This is a genomic window from Pseudomonas sp. HMSC066A08 (genome assembly GCF_001813025.1).
Classification (GTDB): Bacteria; Pseudomonadota; Gammaproteobacteria; order Pseudomonadales; family Pseudomonadaceae; genus Pseudomonas; species Pseudomonas aeruginosa.
This window is the reverse complement of sequence record NZ_KV811290.1, coordinates 257,679-273,741: the sequence shown is the minus strand read 5'-3', so window position 1 is coordinate 273,741 and position 16,063 is coordinate 257,679. Positions and strand designations below refer to the sequence as shown.

Annotated in this window: 20 protein-coding genes and 1 riboswitch; of the genes, 4 read left to right on the top strand and 16 right to left on the bottom strand. The window is 66.3% G+C overall.

Annotated features, from left to right (window positions below; translation table 11 throughout):
* Window positions 1-4: 4 nt before the first annotated feature.
* From HMPREF2886_RS10505 to HMPREF2886_RS10475, 7 genes are all read right to left on the bottom strand, one after another.
* The gene (locus HMPREF2886_RS10505; protein ID WP_070747294.1) at window positions 5-625 is read right to left on the bottom strand and encodes a histidine phosphatase family protein; all 621 of its coding nucleotides are present in this window, start codon (window positions 623-625) and stop codon (window positions 5-7) included.
* 30 nt (window positions 626-655) lie between these two features.
* Entirely contained in the window at window positions 656-1,939 is a 1,284-nt protein-coding gene (eno, locus tag HMPREF2886_RS10500) for a phosphopyruvate hydratase (RefSeq protein ID WP_070747292.1), read from the bottom strand.
* A 92-nt stretch (window positions 1,940-2,031) separates the two neighbouring features.
* Window positions 2,032-2,316 (bottom strand): hypothetical protein, encoded by a 285-nt coding sequence (locus HMPREF2886_RS10495; protein WP_070747290.1) that lies wholly within the window; start codon window positions 2,314-2,316, stop codon window positions 2,032-2,034.
* Window positions 2,317-2,367: 51 nt separating this feature from the next.
* Window positions 2,368-2,691 carry a DUF190 domain-containing protein gene (locus HMPREF2886_RS10490; RefSeq protein ID WP_070747288.1) on the bottom strand — a complete coding sequence of 108 codons (324 nt, stop codon included), beginning with the start codon at window positions 2,689-2,691 and terminating at the stop codon, window positions 2,368-2,370.
* Window positions 2,692-2,705: 14 nt separating this feature from the next.
* On the bottom strand, window positions 2,706-3,095 hold the full coding sequence (gene crcB / locus HMPREF2886_RS10485; protein ID WP_070747286.1) for a fluoride efflux transporter CrcB: 390 nt from the start codon (window positions 3,093-3,095) through the stop codon (window positions 2,706-2,708).
* A gap of 2 nt (window positions 3,096-3,097) precedes the next feature.
* Complete coding sequence (locus HMPREF2886_RS10480) at window positions 3,098-3,499, bottom strand: hypothetical protein (protein WP_035882062.1); 402 nt, start codon at window positions 3,497-3,499, stop codon at window positions 3,098-3,100.
* Complete coding sequence (locus tag HMPREF2886_RS10475; protein ID WP_070747285.1) at window positions 3,496-4,863, bottom strand: voltage-gated chloride channel family protein; 1,368 nt, start codon at window positions 4,861-4,863, stop codon at window positions 3,496-3,498. The genes HMPREF2886_RS10480 and HMPREF2886_RS10475 overlap by 4 nt, the downstream gene beginning before the upstream one ends.
* An 84-nt stretch (window positions 4,864-4,947) precedes the next feature.
* Window positions 4,948-5,018, bottom strand: a riboswitch (Fluoride riboswitch).
* Between the two features lie 75 nt (window positions 5,019-5,093).
* Here HMPREF2886_RS10475 and HMPREF2886_RS10470 point away from each other — a divergent pair.
* Genes HMPREF2886_RS10470 through HMPREF2886_RS10460 form a run of 3 tightly spaced genes read left to right on the top strand, consistent with a single transcriptional unit; the run spans window position 5,094 to window position 7,858 of the window.
* Window positions 5,094-5,681, top strand: a complete 588-nt coding sequence (locus tag HMPREF2886_RS10470) for a Chromate resistance protein ChrB (RefSeq protein WP_217900563.1) — start codon at window positions 5,094-5,096, stop codon at window positions 5,679-5,681.
* Window positions 5,682-5,692: 11 nt separating this feature from the next.
* Window positions 5,693-6,502: an endonuclease/exonuclease/phosphatase family protein gene (locus HMPREF2886_RS10465; RefSeq protein ID WP_070747281.1), complete on the top strand. Its 810-nt coding sequence runs from the start codon at window positions 5,693-5,695 to the stop codon at window positions 6,500-6,502.
* A gap of 15 nt (window positions 6,503-6,517) precedes the next feature.
* On the top strand, window positions 6,518-7,858 hold the full coding sequence (locus HMPREF2886_RS10460) for an MFS transporter (protein WP_226236873.1): 1,341 nt from the start codon (window positions 6,518-6,520) through the stop codon (window positions 7,856-7,858).
* 58 nt (window positions 7,859-7,916) lie between these two features.
* Here the strand turns inward: HMPREF2886_RS10460 and HMPREF2886_RS10455 are convergent, their stop codons facing one another.
* From HMPREF2886_RS10455 to HMPREF2886_RS10415, 9 genes are all read right to left on the bottom strand, one after another.
* Window positions 7,917-9,911, bottom strand: coding sequence for a relaxase/mobilization nuclease and DUF3363 domain-containing protein (locus tag HMPREF2886_RS10455; protein ID WP_070747277.1), 1,995 nt, complete (start codon window positions 9,909-9,911; stop codon window positions 7,917-7,919).
* 448 nt (window positions 9,912-10,359) lie between these two features.
* Window positions 10,360-10,959: a S26 family signal peptidase gene (locus tag HMPREF2886_RS10450; RefSeq protein ID WP_070747275.1), complete on the bottom strand. Its 600-nt coding sequence runs from the start codon at window positions 10,957-10,959 to the stop codon at window positions 10,360-10,362.
* Window positions 10,956-11,513 carry a DUF2840 domain-containing protein gene (locus HMPREF2886_RS10445; RefSeq protein ID WP_070747273.1) on the bottom strand — a complete coding sequence of 186 codons (558 nt, stop codon included), beginning with the start codon at window positions 11,511-11,513 and terminating at the stop codon, window positions 10,956-10,958. Before HMPREF2886_RS10445 ends, HMPREF2886_RS10450 begins: the two co-directional genes overlap by 4 nt.
* On the bottom strand, window positions 11,510-11,782 hold the full coding sequence (locus HMPREF2886_RS10440) for a chromosome partitioning protein ParB (RefSeq protein WP_070747378.1): 273 nt from the start codon (window positions 11,780-11,782) through the stop codon (window positions 11,510-11,512). The genes HMPREF2886_RS10445 and HMPREF2886_RS10440 overlap by 4 nt, the downstream gene beginning before the upstream one ends.
* Window positions 11,779-12,417 carry a ParA family partition ATPase gene (gene parA / locus HMPREF2886_RS10435; RefSeq protein WP_070747271.1) on the bottom strand — a complete coding sequence of 213 codons (639 nt, stop codon included), beginning with the start codon at window positions 12,415-12,417 and terminating at the stop codon, window positions 11,779-11,781. The genes HMPREF2886_RS10440 and parA overlap by 4 nt, the downstream gene beginning before the upstream one ends.
* A gap of 241 nt (window positions 12,418-12,658) precedes the next feature.
* Window positions 12,659-13,513, bottom strand: coding sequence for a replication initiator protein A (locus HMPREF2886_RS10430; protein ID WP_139148402.1), 855 nt, complete (start codon window positions 13,511-13,513; stop codon window positions 12,659-12,661).
* Window positions 13,514-13,539: 26 nt separating this feature from the next.
* Complete coding sequence (locus tag HMPREF2886_RS10425; protein WP_070747267.1) at window positions 13,540-13,818, bottom strand: helix-turn-helix transcriptional regulator; 279 nt, start codon at window positions 13,816-13,818, stop codon at window positions 13,540-13,542.
* A 120-nt stretch (window positions 13,819-13,938) separates the two neighbouring features.
* On the bottom strand, window positions 13,939-14,700 hold the full coding sequence (locus HMPREF2886_RS10420) for a DUF2285 domain-containing protein (RefSeq protein ID WP_070747265.1): 762 nt from the start codon (window positions 14,698-14,700) through the stop codon (window positions 13,939-13,941).
* A gap of 348 nt (window positions 14,701-15,048) precedes the next feature.
* Complete coding sequence (locus HMPREF2886_RS10415) at window positions 15,049-15,399, bottom strand: DUF2958 domain-containing protein (RefSeq protein ID WP_070747263.1); 351 nt, start codon at window positions 15,397-15,399, stop codon at window positions 15,049-15,051.
* Between the two features lie 316 nt (window positions 15,400-15,715).
* Here HMPREF2886_RS10415 and HMPREF2886_RS10410 point away from each other — a divergent pair, with 316 nt between their 5' ends.
* On the top strand, window positions 15,716-16,009 hold the full coding sequence (locus HMPREF2886_RS10410; RefSeq protein ID WP_083318538.1) for a helix-turn-helix domain-containing protein: 294 nt from the start codon (window positions 15,716-15,718) through the stop codon (window positions 16,007-16,009).
* Window positions 16,010-16,063 lie beyond the last annotated feature (54 nt).

The window sequence follows — 16,063 nt, the reverse complement described above, 5'->3', positions numbered from 1 at the left end:
CACTTCATCGGCCTACATCGATCAAGTGATGGCTTTCGTTGATGCGTTGGATGGTGAAGGTCTCTCCATCAATGGAAATTTCATTGATGCAGCACGGCTCCTGCTTGATCCGCCAATAGCGGGACAAGGGCAAGCCGAGGGCATGCGTCAGGAGCACCCGGTTGATGCTGTCGTGACCGACCAGAACCACGGTCTGGCCCTTGTGCTTCTTCAACACCCGTTGCAGCACGCTGATGCCACGCACCAGAACCTGAGCGAGCGTTTCGCCGCCGGGGATGGCGGCGAGGTCCGGCGCCTCGAACCAGATCCGATGTTCCTCCGGCCAGCGGGCGCGCACTTCATCATGCGTGAGACCCTGCCATTCGCCGTAGTGCGTGTCGGCCAGGTCATCGAGAACTTCAGGCTTGGCGCCCGTTGCTTCGCCAATCTCCGCGCCAGTCCGCACGCAACGGCCCAGCGGACTGGTGTAGATCGCGTCGGGCTTCCATGTTTGGGCCACGCGCTGGCCGAGGGCCTTGGCCTGCCGCTGTCCCAGCTCGGACAGTGGGATTTCGGCCCGTCCGCGGAAACGTTCGGGGGCAATCCAATCCACGTGGCCGTGGCGTGTCAGGATGATGGTCGTCATAAGGTCTGCTCCATGTAGCTAAAAGATCAGTCACCGCACGAATGCGGCATGTCCGGCATAGACGGCGGCCTTGCCCAGCACTTCTTCGATGCGCATGAGCTGGTTGTACTTTTCGACGCGCTCGCCACGACATGGCGCGCCCGTTTTGAGATGGCCCGTGCCCAGCGCCACGGTGAGGTCGGCAATGAAGCTGTCCACGGTTTCGCCGCTGCGGTGCGACACCATTGTACCCCACCCAGCCAGATAGGCCGTATCCACAGCGGCACGGGTTTCGGTGAGCGTGCCGATCTGGTTGGGCTTGATGAGCACCGCATTGGCTACGTCCTCGCGGATGCCGCGCTCGATGCGTTCCACGTTGGTGACGAACAGATCATCACCCACCAGTTCGATCCTGCTTCCCAGCGCCTGATTCAGCAGCTTCCAGCCAGTCCAGTCGTCTTCCGCCAGTCCGTCTTCCAGCACGGCGATGGGATACCTGGCGATCCAGTCGGCATACAGCTCCACCATCTGCTCCGCCGTGACATGGCGGTCTTCGCTGCGCAGGTGGTACAGGCCGTTCTCATAGAAGCCGCTGGATGCAGGATCGAGCGCGATCACCACATCCTCGCCGGGCGTGTAGCCGGCGCTCTCGATGGCCGCGAGGATCAGCTCTACCGCGTCGCTGTTGTGCTTCAGGGCGGGAGCAAAGCCGCCTTCATCGCCGACCGCCGTGGAGTAGCCACGTTCTTTCAACGTGGCGCGTAGGCGATGGTAAATCTCCGCACCCCAGCGCACGCCTTCGGCGAAGGTTGCCGCGCCAACCGGAGCGATCATGAATTCTTGGAAGTCCGTACCCTGCCAGTTGGCATGCACGCCGCCGTTGAGGATGTTGAACATGGGCACGGGCATACGGCAGGCTTGCGCGCCGCCCAGGTACTGGAACAGCGGCAGCCCGGCCGTCTGTGCCGCAGCCCGCGCGACGGCCAGGCTGACGCCCAGGATGGCGTTGGCCCCGAGCCGGGCCTTGTTCGGCGTGCCGTCGAACGCGATCAGGGCGTGGTCGATGGCGGCTTGATCCTGCGCGTCCAGGCCATGCAAGACGGCTCCGATGGCCTTGTTGACGTGCGCGACGGCTCTGCGCACGCCTTTGCCTTCAAAGCGGTGCGGGTCGTCGTCGCGCAACTCGACCGCCTCATGGATGCCAGTCGATGCGCCCGAAGGTACGGCTGCCCGGCCGGTCGCGCCGCCGGTAAGCCGCACATCCACCTCGATGGTGGGATTGCCACGTGAATCCAGAATTTCGCGGGCGTGTATCGTCTGGATCGCAGACTCCATAGCTGACTCCGATGCAAAAGGCGGAAGTACATTGCGCAGGGCGCCGGGGCATCGGGAGCAATGCCGCGGCCCCTGCTCAACATGAGGTGTTCTCAATGGCCGGAACCGCTCCCGTCCAGTTCCGCACCCGAGAGGCAGGCGGTGGTGTTGTCCGCCACGCTGGCACGGCACGCCGCTTCATCCGGCATGCGGTCGTACATCAAGCCGCCTTCGACGAAGCTGACGTTGTACCAAGCGGACTCGACCAAGCGCGGAGCCGCACCGGCAATGCACAACAGGACAGCCGCCCACAAGATCAGTCCAGCGAGCAGATTGTTGTTGTCCCGGAACCAGTCGGACAAAGTGGGTTCAGGGGGAAGATTGCGAACAGTCAACATGATGGCTCTCCTTGTGTATGAGTAATGAACACCTCCGGCATGGCATGCCGGTCACTTCGCAGCCTTCCCCACGCGCCCGTACTCGACGGGTACTTTCACGTAGGTCAGGTTGATTTCTTCCTGGGCGAGCGCGTCCATCAGGCGCTGGCAGGCCGCCTCGTCCACCGAGACGGTGATTGCGAGCGGCTGGTCTGCCAGCTCGAAGAAATGGGCGGAATGGAAGCGCCCGGCGTGGTCGAATCCTTCCGCGCCGCCGACCAGCGTGCCGCCGACGGCGCCTTGTTCCTTGGCGAATTTCAGTAACCACTCGCCAATGGGCGTGTGCCGGTGCCTGCGGTCTTGTCCCGTGAAGAACGTGAGTTGATAGCCTTTCATAGCAGCTCCTTGGGTCATGGTTGGCGAATGAGGGAAACCGTGGCCATGCCAAGCACCGTCATCGCGAGCGAGCCGCCCACGTGCAGTGCCAGCATGCCGGCCGACCACCCCAGGCGGCCGTCGCGCAGCAGCGTCAGCAGTTCGGCCGAGAACGTCGAGAAGGTGGATAAGCCGCCGGCCAGGCCGGTGATGACGAACAGCCGCCAGGCCGGCGACAGGTTCGGCTCCGAGCCGAAATAGGCGATGGCGGCACCCACGATGTAGGCCGCGATCAGGTTGGACGCCAGGGTGCCCATTGGGATGTGCGGCGCAAGCGCGTTCATGCTCAAGCTCAGGCCGTAGCGCATCAGCGCGCCGATCACCGACCCGATGCTCACCGCGAGGATTGCGTAGGCGCCAGCCATCGTTAGCTGGCCTTGCTGGCATGTGTCGCATGCGCGGCGCGGTGGCGACCCAGCGGCAATTCGCACAGGAACAGCACGGCATGCACCTTGCGCAGTTCCTCGGCGTGCTCGTGCATGAACTCGCGCAGGCGCTCCTCGGTATCCAGCAGCTCCAGGCATTGCGGATGCCGCATGCCGGTCAATTCGGGATGGTGGTGCGACATGCGTTCGCCCGGCAGGTAGCCGGAGCTGACCTGATGCAGCATGGCCTGCACGATGTTGGCCTGCTTGGCGACCGTCAGCAGATGATGTGCCAGCGCCGGCGCGCTCAAGTGATGCCAGAAGCGCGTGACCTTGGCTTTGGTGGCGATCGGGAAATACAGCCGCAAGGCGGCGATATGCTGCTGACTGGCTTTTGAGGTCATTGGGCGTTTTCCTTGGTCGTGACGGATGTTTCGGCCTTGTTCTCCGGCGCCGGCGGGACTTCTTTCGCCGACTCGTCCTTCTGTTTGCGGAAATGCGCGAGGTCGGCAATGCGCAGTTCTTCGGGAACGGCGTTGCGGTGCTTGCTGTGCTTGCTGTGGCCCACGCGCTGCGCGTGGTAGATGCCCGTGTGGCCGGAGAACAGATAGGCCGTGATGCAGCCGACGGCGGCCAGCGGGCCGATTTCCGCGCCGAACAGTTCCATCGCCATGAGCGTGGTGGCAATGGGCGTATTGGCAGCGCCCGCGAACACGGCGACGAAGCCGATGCCGGCCAGCATGGGAAACGGCAATTGCAGCAGCGGGGCCAGGGCGTTGCCCAGCGTCGCGCCGATGTAGAACAGCGGCGTGACTTCGCCACCCTTGAATCCCGTGCCCAGCGAGACGACCGTGAACGCCATCTTGCCGAGGAAGTCCCAGGGCGCCATCGGCTCCTGGAAGGAGCGCACGATGTCAGGGATGCCCAGGCCGATGTAGCTGTAGGCATCGAGCGCCCACACCGCCGTGGCGATGACGATGCCGCCAGCAGCGGGCCGAAGCGGCGCGTAGTGAATCAGGCGTTTGACCCACGCGCTCAATTTGTGGGCGGCCGTGGCGAACAACATGCCCACGAGGCCGAACACGATCCCGGCCGCGACCACCGCCATCACGCTCCAGAAACTGATGGGCACGATTTCGCCCATCACGTAGTGCGTGTGGTGGACGCCCCAGGCCAAGCAGACCTGATCGGCGACGATGCCGGCCACGACGCACGGGAACAGCGCGTCGTAGCGCATGCGCCCAATGGCGAGGATTTCAAGACCGAACACGGCGCCGGCCAGCGGCGTGCCGAACACGGACGCGAAGCCGGCGCTGATGCCGGCCATCAACAGGATGCGCCGGTCCTCGTGCTTCATGCGAAACAGGTGGGTGAACTGGTCGGCCAGCGCGCCGCCCATCTGCACGGCGGTTCCCTCGCGGCCTACCGAGGCACCGAACAGATGGGAAACGACGGTGCCGCCCAGCACCAGCGGAACCATGCGCAGCGGCACGACCTTCTTGGGGTCGTGGATCTCGTCAATGATGAGGTTGTTGCCGCCATCGACGGTCTTGCCCATCAGGTGGTAGATCCACCCGACAGCGAAGCCGGCTACCGGCAGCAGCCAGATGACCCAGCGGTGCGCCTCGCGCCACGCGGTGGCGCGATCCAGGGACACGAGAAAGAAGGCGGAAGCGGTGCCTGCCAGGAAGGCAACCAGGCTGGCGATGACAAGCCACTTGCCGATGTAGGGCAGCAGCTCAAGTTGTTCGGGACGGAATCGGCGCATTGGTCATGTCTGCTCGAAATGAATCGGGCTGACCAACGGCAAGGGATGTGAACGCGAGCGCCTACAGCCCCCGACCGTGGTCAGGTGTCTGTAGGCGTCATCAGCAGCTAAGAAATCGCTGCGGTTAAAGGAGGAACGCCATCTCCTACCACGTAATTTACCGCATCCCCGTTGGCGCGTCCACATTGATTTCATAGGACGTGTGTATCCAGAACAACAGGGATGCCTTATTGAAACAGTTGATTTGTTACGGTGGTTTCATTATGATTGTTCGCATGAAAATTCAGAACTGGCTGTTGCTCACGTACAAGGTGCCCGCCGAACCCGCCAAGAAGCGCATCGCTATCTGGCGCAGGCTCAAGGGCATGGGAGCCATCTACTTGCAGAACGGCGTCTGCCTGCTACCCAAGACCGACGACCACACTCGCCGCCTCAAGATCATCGAGAACGAAATCGACGAAATTGCCGGGGAGTCGGTGCTGCTGGAGACCGTCGCGCTGGACAAGTCCCAGGAGGAAAAAGTCGTGGCGCGCTTCAAGGCCGACCGCGATGAGCAATACACCGAATTCATCGCCAAATGCGACGACTTCGACGCGGAGATTGCCAAGGAGACGGCGGCCAGCCACTTCACCTACGCAGAACTCGAAGAAAACGACGCCGACCTCAAGAAGCTCCAGACGTGGCTGGAGAAGATTCGCAAGCTCGACTTCTACGGCGCTACGCGGGCCGCCGAGGCGCAGCAGCGCCTGCAGCGCTGCGAGGCGCTGCTCGACGCCTATGCCCAGCGGGTCTTCGAGTCACACGACGAAAACCGCTGAAAGGAGCCGCAATGAAACTGACCGTCCTGACCTACAACACCCTGTTCGCCGGCCGCGATGGCGCCAACGACGCACGTGCCCAGGCGCAAATCGACCTTATCAACCAAGTGCGGCCCGATGTGTTTCTGATGCAGGAAGCCAAGGGCTTCGATGCCAATGGCGGCGCGTGGCTGTATGCCACGGAAGATCGCATCGGCATGCGCGGCTTTCTCGCCATCGCGCCACGCACCGGCCAAAACGTCGCCATCTTCATCCGCGAGCCGCTGCGCCCGCTGGCCTTCGACGCGGATGGCGCGCACTTCCACCACGCGCTGGCAACGCTCAAGGTGGCCGTGCCGGGCAGCAGCGAACCGATCACCTTCATCAGCGCGCACCTGTGCCCCAACGGCCCCGAGGTACGACGCCGCGAAGCGGCTTACCTGGCGGTGCAGGCCGCCCCGGACCGGCTCACGCTGGTCACTGGCGACTTCAATTCGGCCTCGCCGCACGATCCCGAGCCGGAAGGTTTCGACGCGCTGCCGGCGCATCATCGCGCCCGCTACCTGGCCGACGATCTGCAAAGCGCCGACCGCAGCGTGCTGGCGCATCTGGAGGCGGCTGGGTGGGTCGATCTAGGCCACCGGCTGGACCCGGCCAAGGTGGCAACCGTGCCCACGGCCGGCTTCACGGGCACCGAGTTTGCGACGATGCGCTGCGACTACCTGTTGGCCTCCGCTTCGCTCGCCCAGGCGGCGCGGCATTACGAGGTGATCCGCACGCCGGCCACGGATGGCGCCTCGGACCACTACCCCGTCCTCGCACGCTTCGAGTTACCGCAATGACCTCGGAGCCTGCCCATGCTGCCCCCGACACTGGCCGCGCGCCTGCGCCTGCGGCCGCTTAACGACCCACATCACGAATTGCCCTCCATGCAGAATGAATTACAAGAAGCGGCTCCCGAAGCCCCCGCCACGACGAAGGGCTGGTTCAATCGCACCGTCGCCGGCGCGGGACTGACCAGCGCCCTGGGCGACTTCTGCTACGAAACGACGACGGTGATCCTGCCCGGCTTCCTGGCCGTGCTGGGCATCCCGGCGGCGGCGCTGGGCATCATCGAGGGCATTGCCGATGCCGTCGCCAGCTTCACCAAGATGGTGTCGGGCCACATCGCGGACAAGCTCGGCCACCGCAAGAGCCTCGTGCTGGTCGGCTATGCGCTGACGCCGGTGGGGCAGGTCTTCATCGCGCTGGCGGCGGGCTGGCCGCTGCTGCTGCTTGGACGGCTGGTGTCGTGGTTCGGCAAGGGACTGCGCGGCCCCTTGCGCGACGCCATCGTGATCCAAGCCGTCAGCCCGCAAACGCGAGGCCGTGCCTTCGGCTTCCACCGCGCGGTGGACACCATCGGCGCGGTCATCGGCCCCTTGCTGGGCGTGGCCGTGCTGGGCTGGGCGCAGTCCCTGCATTGGGACGATGCGGCCGGGCCGTTTCGCTTCGTCCTCTGGCTGTCGGTGATTCCGGGCGTGCTGGCCGTGCTGGCATTCCTGGCCCTGGTCAAAGACCCGGAGCATTCGCCCAATCCGGGCCTGCGGCTGTGGAGCACGCTGCGCGGCCTGCCGGGACGCTTCAAGCGCTACCTGGGCGCGGTGGGGATATTCGGCTTGGGCGACTTCTCGCACAGCCTGCTGATTCTCGGGGCGACGCAATTGCTCACGTCGTCGCTCGGCGTCGTACAGGCCGCGCAGGTCGCCGGGCTGCTGTACGTCGGCCGCAACGTGGTTCAGGTGCTGGCCTCCTATCCCATCGGCGCATGGGCCGACCGTATCGGCTCGCTGCCGCTGCTCGTGGTGGGATACGCGCTCGGCGCACTGACGGCCGTGTTGATGGTCCTGGCCTTCTGGTTCCACACCGCCAGCGTGCCGCTGCTCGCTGGCGTCTTCGTTGCCGCCGGGCTGTACGTCGCGGTGCAAGAGGCCCTGGAATCCACCGTGACGGCCGACATGGTGGGTTCCGAAACGCTGGCGACCAGCTACGGCGCGCTGGGCACGGTCAATGGCGGCGCGAAATTCCTTTCCAGCGCGACGGTCGGTTTGCTCTGGACGGCGGTTTCGCCAGTGTTCGGGTTCGGTCTCGCTGCTGCCTTGATGGGCGCCGGCACGTTGGCCTTGTGGCGCATCCAGCGAGGCGGCGCAGCCGCCTGACGGATCGCTGGCTGTCCGACGTTCGTGGAGTCAAGGCGATGGTCGCCGGGACAAGGGATCAGCCCACGGCGGGGCCTCGTTGCCTCCCCAGCTCCCAAGACACGGCGCCGCCGCGCACGGTCGCGGCAAGCTGCTGGCCCAGGCGATGTTCGATCACCGGCTTCCACGGCACCAGGCTGAACCCCATGCCGTCATCGAGCATCGCGTAGCGCCCGCTCGCCAGCATGACGCTGCGCCGGTAGATGCCAGCGACGCGCTGCCCGTCGGCGACCGGGCGATGTTCCATGCCGGTCTCGGCGGAAATGCCTTTCGCGGCCTGCTCCAGCTCCCGATTGCGCAGTGTCGCCAGCAGGTTGCGCGCCAGGATCACGCGCTGCCCCTTCCGCTGGGCCAGCCCTTGTTCTTCGAGGTAATCGGCGCGCTGTTGGAGCGCGGTCCTGACCTCGCTGCCAAAGCCCAGGTCTCCCAACCCTCGGCCACCGCCGATCAACTGCTGGTCTAGCCAGGTCGCCCCGATGACGCGGGTCTGCCGCTCGATGGGCAGGTGCGATTTCAGCTCCACCGCCACGCCGCCCAGCCGCTGCGCGTCGTATTGGCGGCCACGCTCGGCCAGGTCGTCCGGCACCTTCCATAATCCTTCGACCACGCGCTCCACGATGCCGGCCCGGCGCAGTGCTTCCAGCCGGCGGACATGGGCCGCGACGACTTCCTGCGGGTCGCGTCCGGCCTTGGCCCGGCCTTGCTCGATCGCCAGGTGATGATCGGCGCGATACAGGCCATCGCTCGCCAGCGCAGCAATGTTCTTGTCGGCCGCCCGCACCTCGGCGGAACCGCGCACTTCCACCACCGCGCCGGTGGGATAGTTCGCCAGCTCGTCGCGGGCGTTCAACGCGACGTAGTGGGCCTTTCCGTCCACGCCGTCGATGACCAGATAGCCGCGGTCATGCAGCTCGTCGGCCAGCCCCTTGGCGGACACGCGGCCGATGACGGTTCGGCCATCCTCGCCCGGCTCGAACACCGCCAGCTCGCGCGGCTGGCCGCTCATGGCGCGCTGCATGGTGCGGATGATGTCGCCGCGCTCGCCCAGGGCGCGCAAGGTCTTCTCCGCGTCCGCATGGATGGCCCAGGTGCCAGGCTGCGTCTCGTCGGCCAGGCCCAGGCGCTGCAAGCGTTGCAGGCGGCCGATCAGCAGCAGGCGCTGGCGTTGCAGCCGGGGTTCGTTGAAGCGTTCGATCTGCACCCGGCCATCCTCGCTGGCCTCGCGCTGCAACGTGCGGTCGAGGCTCGTCCACCGCTCCTGTTCCACCTCGCGCTGCAAGGTCTGCTGGATCTCCAGCTCGGTGCGCGGCCCGAGCCATTCCGTCGCCAGTTCTGCGGCGCGATGGCGGAAGCCGTGGGCGATGTAGTCGCCCGCGATGATGAGGTCTTTGCCCGTGTCGTCGCGTCCGCGCACGATCAGGTGGGTGTGCGGGTTATCGGTGTTCCAGTGATCGACCGCCACCCAATCCAGCCGCGTGCCCAGGTCGGCTTCCATGCGGTTCACCAGATGCCGGGTGTAGGTGCGCAAGTCGTCCAGTTCGGCCCCGTCCTCCGGGGAGACGATGAAGCGGAAATGGTGCCGGTCGTCGGCGGCCCGCTCCTTGAAGGCGTCGAGGTCGGCCTCGTCGGTCTGCGGGCCGTAGGCCCGGCCCGGTTCGCCATCGCGGCCGGCGCCGTCGCGCTCGATGTAGCGCAGATGCTTGGCGAGCGATTGCGGGCTGGCATTGCGTTGATTGACCAGCAGGGTCTTGATCGTCACGCGCCGCGACATGGGGGTCAGCTTCGCCCCGGCGAAACGCGCCGCCGTATGGCCGCGTCCCAGGCGCGAGCCGGGCCGCTGGCCAGCACGCTGTCCGTTGCCTCCAGTGCCAGGACGGCGCACCGCCGACTTGCCGCTGCTGGCCTTGCCAGCCTGCTTGAGCACCTTGGAAACGAAGCTCTGCCCTTGGCCCTTGCCCCGGTTCTTCGGGGCGCTCGGGCGCACCCGGAAATCGTCGTCGCGGCGGTCGCTCATGGCAGTTCCCTCGGCAAGCTCTGGCATGTCCGGTCGTGCGAAGCACGCGGACATGCCTGCATTGGCGCGGGCCTCGCGCCCCACGCGGCACGGCGGCGAAGCCGCTGCGTGCCGCGCCACCCCCATGTGCAGACAGGCTTTCGACGCGGCCCGGTGCCGCGTCCTTTTGTCTTGCCTTCCGCCTTTGCCCTTCGCTGTCGCTCCGGGCGTCGGCGGCCCGGCGGCGCTGTGCTGCTTGCAGCCCGCCCGCCGGCGAACGCGCCAATGGCCGCAGGCCGGGCGCGTTCGAGGCAAGACGCCTGCACGTTGGACGGCTGCGCCGGATGTTGCGCGAAGCGCGGCGCGAATGCGCCCGCGCTGCACGCGCGACGACACGGCGGTAGCAGCCGGAACGACATGCCCGATGGCACGATGAGATGCACGGCAACGTGCAGCGAATCGGCGGCCATCACGGGCGTGTCTCCAGCCAGACCGGATGCGCGACGCCGATCACGGCGGATGCGCTGACCGGGCCGAAATAGCGGCTGTCGAACGATGCCGGATTGGTCACGCTCAACAGGAACAGCTCGCCCGTTTCGAGGCGACGGCAAAGCTGCAAGGATGGCAGCGGCCGGCCCAGCCGGTCGGCAGGCAGCGCGGCGGCCGTAGGCACGCCGTCGATGCGTACCTGCCCGGCGACGATGCAAACGTGTTGCGGCGCGACCGCGCCCACACGTTTGAGCAGCGGAACGCGGGTCGGCAGGTAGCCGCGCTGCGCAGCCAGCATGGCGGCCCTGTTGGGCAGCGGCACCAGCACGATGCTGCCCACGGACAGCGGACGTGGCAGCGAGGCGGTGCGCGGGTCGAACGGTTCGATGCGATACCAGCCGACCGCCACGCTGTCGGACGGGTTGTAGGTCAGACGTGGCAGCGGCGACACGAAAGCCGCCCAGGCCAGCGAAGCGAGGCCGACAGCGGCGAAGCCCGCCAGCACGATGCGAACGCGCAGGCGCGAGCGAGGATGCGGCACGGCTTCGTGCGTGCATGTGGTGTTGGATTGGGTCGTCATGGCAGCGCCCTTCCAGCGAGCCAGGCAGCATGCCGCTCGGCGGTGTATTCGGGCAGCGGCAGGCGGGCCGCCAGACGGTTGCCCAGCGTGCGCCAGTACGCGGGCGACACGTCGATGGCAGCGATGCCCTGCGCGTCGATGCCGTCGATGCGTTCCAGCACGGCACGCACCGCGTTTTCGCCTTCGGCGTGCAGCAGCAGGCGTGCGCCCGGCCGCACGCCAGGGATGCGCTGCATGTCGTCCAGCGGCGTGGCGACTTGCATCACCATGAGCTGCCAGCGGATCGTGCCGTAGTCGTTTGCTTCCCAGCGCACGCGGCAGAACATTGCACGCGGCAGGAACACCGCGCAGCGCCGCCAGCGGTCGAGCCGCAGCGTGCGCGCCGGTTCGCCGAATCGCAGGTAGAGCTTGAATCGCGGCTCGATGTAGGCGAGCGATACGCGGGTCAGCGGCACGTTGCCGGCCTGGCCGGCGAGTGCCGAAAGCGAAGGCGGCGGCGCAGCAGCCGGTGCAGCCATCGCCGCGTTAGCGGCAGGCAAGGCGGATGCGTTCATGGCAGGTTCTCCGGGCGCTTGTCGGGAAACTCCCGCTCCAGCAGGCCGCGCAGCAGTTCGGCCACGGTCACGCCCTGGCCGAAGGCGGCGATCTTGATGCGCGCGCGCAGCCCGGGCGTCACGTCGAGGGTCAGGCGAGCCGTGTAGAGGTCGCCCTTGTTGAGCGCATCGGCATCGCCCTGGCGAATCCACGCCTCGGCGTGAGGATTCGCGGGCGGACGTGCGCCGATGCCGACGCGCTTGCCGCGTGGTGGTGGCTTCGCTGTCATGTCGGCCACCGCAGCAGTTCGTCGGTGAGCGCGGCGATCTCGCGTGCGGCGGCGCTGTCGGGCGCGGTTTCGCGGGCGAGCCGGCCAGCGGCCACGCTGTCAGCGAAGACGATGCGCTGGTGGATCTCCGAGCGCAGTGCTGGTAGCGGCTGCTCGGCCAGCGATTGCCGCGCCTCCCTGCCGATGATGGTGGTGCTGACGCGCCGGTTGATGACGAAGGCCGCGCGCAGCGCAGGCCGGAACACCTGTGCCTCACGTATCAGTGCCACCATCTCGGCGCTGGCCCATACGTCGTAGGGGCTGGGCTGTACGGGGATCAGCACGCGCTCTGCCGCCAGCAGCGCGGAGCGCGCCAGGGCGGCGATGCGCGGTGGGCCGTCGATGATGACGTGATCTGCGCGGCGGGCCAGCTCCGGCGCTTCCTGATGCAGCGTCTCGCGGGCGAGGCCCACGGCGCTGAACAGCCGGGGCAATCCCTGCTGGCTTCTGCGCTGTGTCCAGTCCAGCGATGAGCCTTGCGGGTCGGCATCCAGCAGGATGACGTGCTGGCCGCGCAGCGCGAGTTCGCCTGCGATGTGGGTGGCGAGCGTGGTCTTGCCCACGCCGCCTTTCTGGTTCAACAACGCGACGATCATGACGCGGCCCTCCCTGCTGGAAAGCCGGTCTGGCCGTGCCGTTTTGCGGTTGTCCACCGAAACGGCGCGCTTCTACTAAAAGTTAGAGATTTATAGTTAGGTAAGTTAGAGGGGCCGCAAACCCGCGCCGTTACTGGCTTTGCGGCGTTTTCGTACTCCTGATAGCACGATAGGCGTACTCCCGATAGCACGATACCCGGTACTCCTGATAGCACGAGGCCGTCCACACGTTTTCCCGCAGTTATCCCCGTGCCGTGGCCGACACGGGCCGGAAGGTCAGCAGTTCGATGTTGTCGCCGGTCAGGCGCTCGATGCCGAGGACGTAGCCGGGCAACGATTGCCGTGCGACCAGCACGCGCAGGTCGTAGGCGAAGTCCGAGAAGCGCGCTGCGCTGCCGGACTTGCGGTGCAGGTGCCGGAAGTCGAATTGCCAGCCGTACTCCTGCCGCCCGCCGTGCTTGCGCACCAGGCGATACAGCCACCGCTCGATGCCGCCTTTGAGCCGGAAATACGCGGGGTCGATGGTCAGCACCAGGGCGGCGTCGAGCACGCCGGCATAGAACCAGTCCGGCAGGATCAGCTCGATGCCCAGCGGCGTGCCGCTGGCATCGGCCAGCTCGCGCCATTCGTTCACCCATGAAAAGCGATGCAGGCGCCGGCCGGTGGTCTCGCGGATGGACGTGGCTACGCTGGTCGATTGCAGCCGGTCGAGCGCGGCTTTCAGGCGCAGGTAGTCGTTCAGGGACGTGCCGCGCCCGATGAAGCGGAGGATTTCGTAAGGCGTCGCGCGTATCCAGCGCGACGGGCGAATGCCGGCGTCGCGCGCTTCCACGATTTGCGAGGCGGCCCAGATGAGCACGTCGGCATCCCATATCGTGGCGATGCCGTGCTCGATGGTGCCCTCCACGCGGATGGTGACGTTGCCGCTGCGGAAGTCGATCGGCGCAACGCGCCGAGACTTCGCCAGGCTGAAGAACGGAAAGGCCATGAGGTCCTGGCTGTCGCGCGGCGCCATGTCGCCCGGCAACGCGCGGAACAGGTCGAGCTGTTCGCGCTGCTTCGCTCGCTGCTCCAATGGCAGCGATGGGCTGGACATGACGGCAGCCACCGGCGAGCCGACGATCAGCGGCCATCACGGTAGTCGCCCGCATGACGCTCGGCGTATTCCGGGTCGGACGTGGCCTCGTAGCTGCGCTGGTCGGCCCAGGAATCAAGGTCGCTCACGGCGTACATGACGCGGCGGCCGAACTTGCGGAACTTCGGGCCGCCGCCGATCACGCGCTGTTTCTCCAGCGTGCGCGGCGACAGGCGCAGGTAGTCGGCGGCCTCGTCGTTGGTCAGGTAGCGTTGGGGCTGCGTGGGTGCGGCAGCGGCAGCAGGCCGCAAGGGAGCGGGTCGCATGGGATGTGCCTCCATCGTTCGATAAAGCCGGCAGCACCAGCGCGGCCGGATGGAGGCAGTCTCAAGAAAGCAAGGCTTTCTGTTCAGGGACGTTTTGCAGCGGACGCGAAACGTCCCCCCCTAGTGCGGCGGAAGCTGCGCGAGCCGGCGGTAGCCGCCGCGCATCAGCGCATTGCCCCGACGCACCAGCCGGCGCACGCGGGCACGCAAGGCGCTGTCGGCATGCCAGTCGGCCACGACGGCATCCGCACCGAACACCCCTTCGGCGACCTCGCGCAAGGACGCGCCCGCGAGGCTCGCGTCGAGCGCCTGCAAGGTATGCAGTTCCAGTAGCGCGGCGGGCGTGGGTCGGGAACGGGCCGCCGCCGCGGGGGCGGCAGCCGTGGCCACGGCCAAGGCATCTAGCCCGGCCGCCAGCGCGCCGCAGCGTGCGCAAGGTGTGGCGCAGGCGCGGATGGCGTAGAGGTAGGCCATGCCATCGGCCAGGTCCGGCGCGAGCGCGAGCCGCATGCAGCAGCCAGGCCAGCGCGTTACGAGCACCAGGCGCTTGCCGTCATGGATCAGGTGCTTGCGGCCAGGGACGCGCCAGAACTCGAAGCAGTGGGCTTCGGGGGGCGGGTCGGCATCCGGGTGGAGCTGGAGCACGGCATCATGGTCGGGGAACCAGGCCGGATGCGCGTCGCGCGCATCCAGTGCCGGATCTTCCAGAAAGCGCAGGCCCCAGCGCTTGGCGGCCTCCAGCCGCCGGCGCGGGCGCAGCCAGTCGATCCGGTAATCGCGATTCCTGCGCAGGTATTCCCAAGCCAGCGCGGGGCCGTCCAAGTGCAGGGTGTAGAGATAGGCAGCCGTCGGATACCAGTGCTCGGCGCTCGGTGCGGCCATGACGCAACCTCCCTGTCGTTCATCAGGAACGTCGCCACGAATTCCGCCACGCGGGAGCTATCGAATCGCCATCAAGTCGTCATCGAAATCGGGGTAAGCTGAAATTACGGGTGTCAAGACAGATTCGCTCCGGGGCATTGCTGAAATCGCTTGAATGCGACGGCTGCGCCGCCGAAAGAATGGCGGGCAGCATGGGACACCCTGCCGCATGCCGCGCCCGGCATCATGACTGTTTGCATCAGAAGCGCACTGCGTTGGTGCAAGAATGCAGATTCAGACCGATCCAGTCTTGAATCAGACCAAAATAGTCACAATGCGCCCCGTTTGGCTCCAATGTGCTGGCGTGCATCAGTCTGTGATCGAGCCGTTTTCCTGCGCCAGGCGGACGTACTCCGAAAGTCGCCGCACCGCCAAGAAGTAACGATCGCGCATCACGGGCTGCTTGGACGGCCCGACGATGGCTGCCAGCTCGGACAGATTCACCGTCCCCAAGGCAGGCATGCCAATCCCCAGGTCGATCAGTCCCCAGGCCGTATCGCCATCCGCTGGGTCGAGCGCAGCGAGCAGCCAGGTGACGTGCGCATCGGGTGTGAACAGCCGCACCGCCGGCATCGGGTCAACGCTCTGGCCGGCGGCGCGCGCCTCGCCGGCAGCGAGCAGTTGCGCGCGCTGTTCGGCGGTGATGAGCGGCAGGGTCATGGACAGCACTCCCACGAATCCGACGATGTAGGGATGCTGATTTCCGCCAAAGCGTGGAACGGGCGAAGCGGAAGCGTGCTTTTGTGCGAAAGCAGGAAAGCGCAAGCCGTCGAATCCGTACATGCACGGAAACGCAGAAGCGGCATTGTGCAGGTCAGGAAAGACACGAATGCGATTCCCCGGATTTGGAGCCATCCGCAAATGCGGATTTCCGTAAAGGCACGGAGCAGGAAGCGGCGGCACCGAATGAACACTATAGATTGTAGCCCTATAGAGCGCAATGGGCTGTCATCTTGGTTTTTGAGGGGAACCAAAGGTGGCGGCTGGGTATTCGTTGGCGAAGGCGTTAAAGACAATCAGGAAAGCGCGTGGCTTGAGCCAGGAAGCGTTCTCTGACGTGTCGAGCCGCACCTATCTGAGTACCCTGGAGCGCAACCTGAAAAGCCCGACCCTGAGCAAGCTGGACGAACTGTGCGAGGTGATGGAAGTTCATCCGCTCACGCTGTTGGTACTGGCGTATGCCGGCGACGACGTGCAGCAGGCCGACCGGCTTCTGGCGCAGGTGTATCTGGAGGTCGAAGCCGTGCTGAAGGAGCGCGACGCGCCATAGCGCTGGCCGTGGGATTGTTCGCAAGCGCAGCGCCGCAGGCGCGAAGGCGTGAGG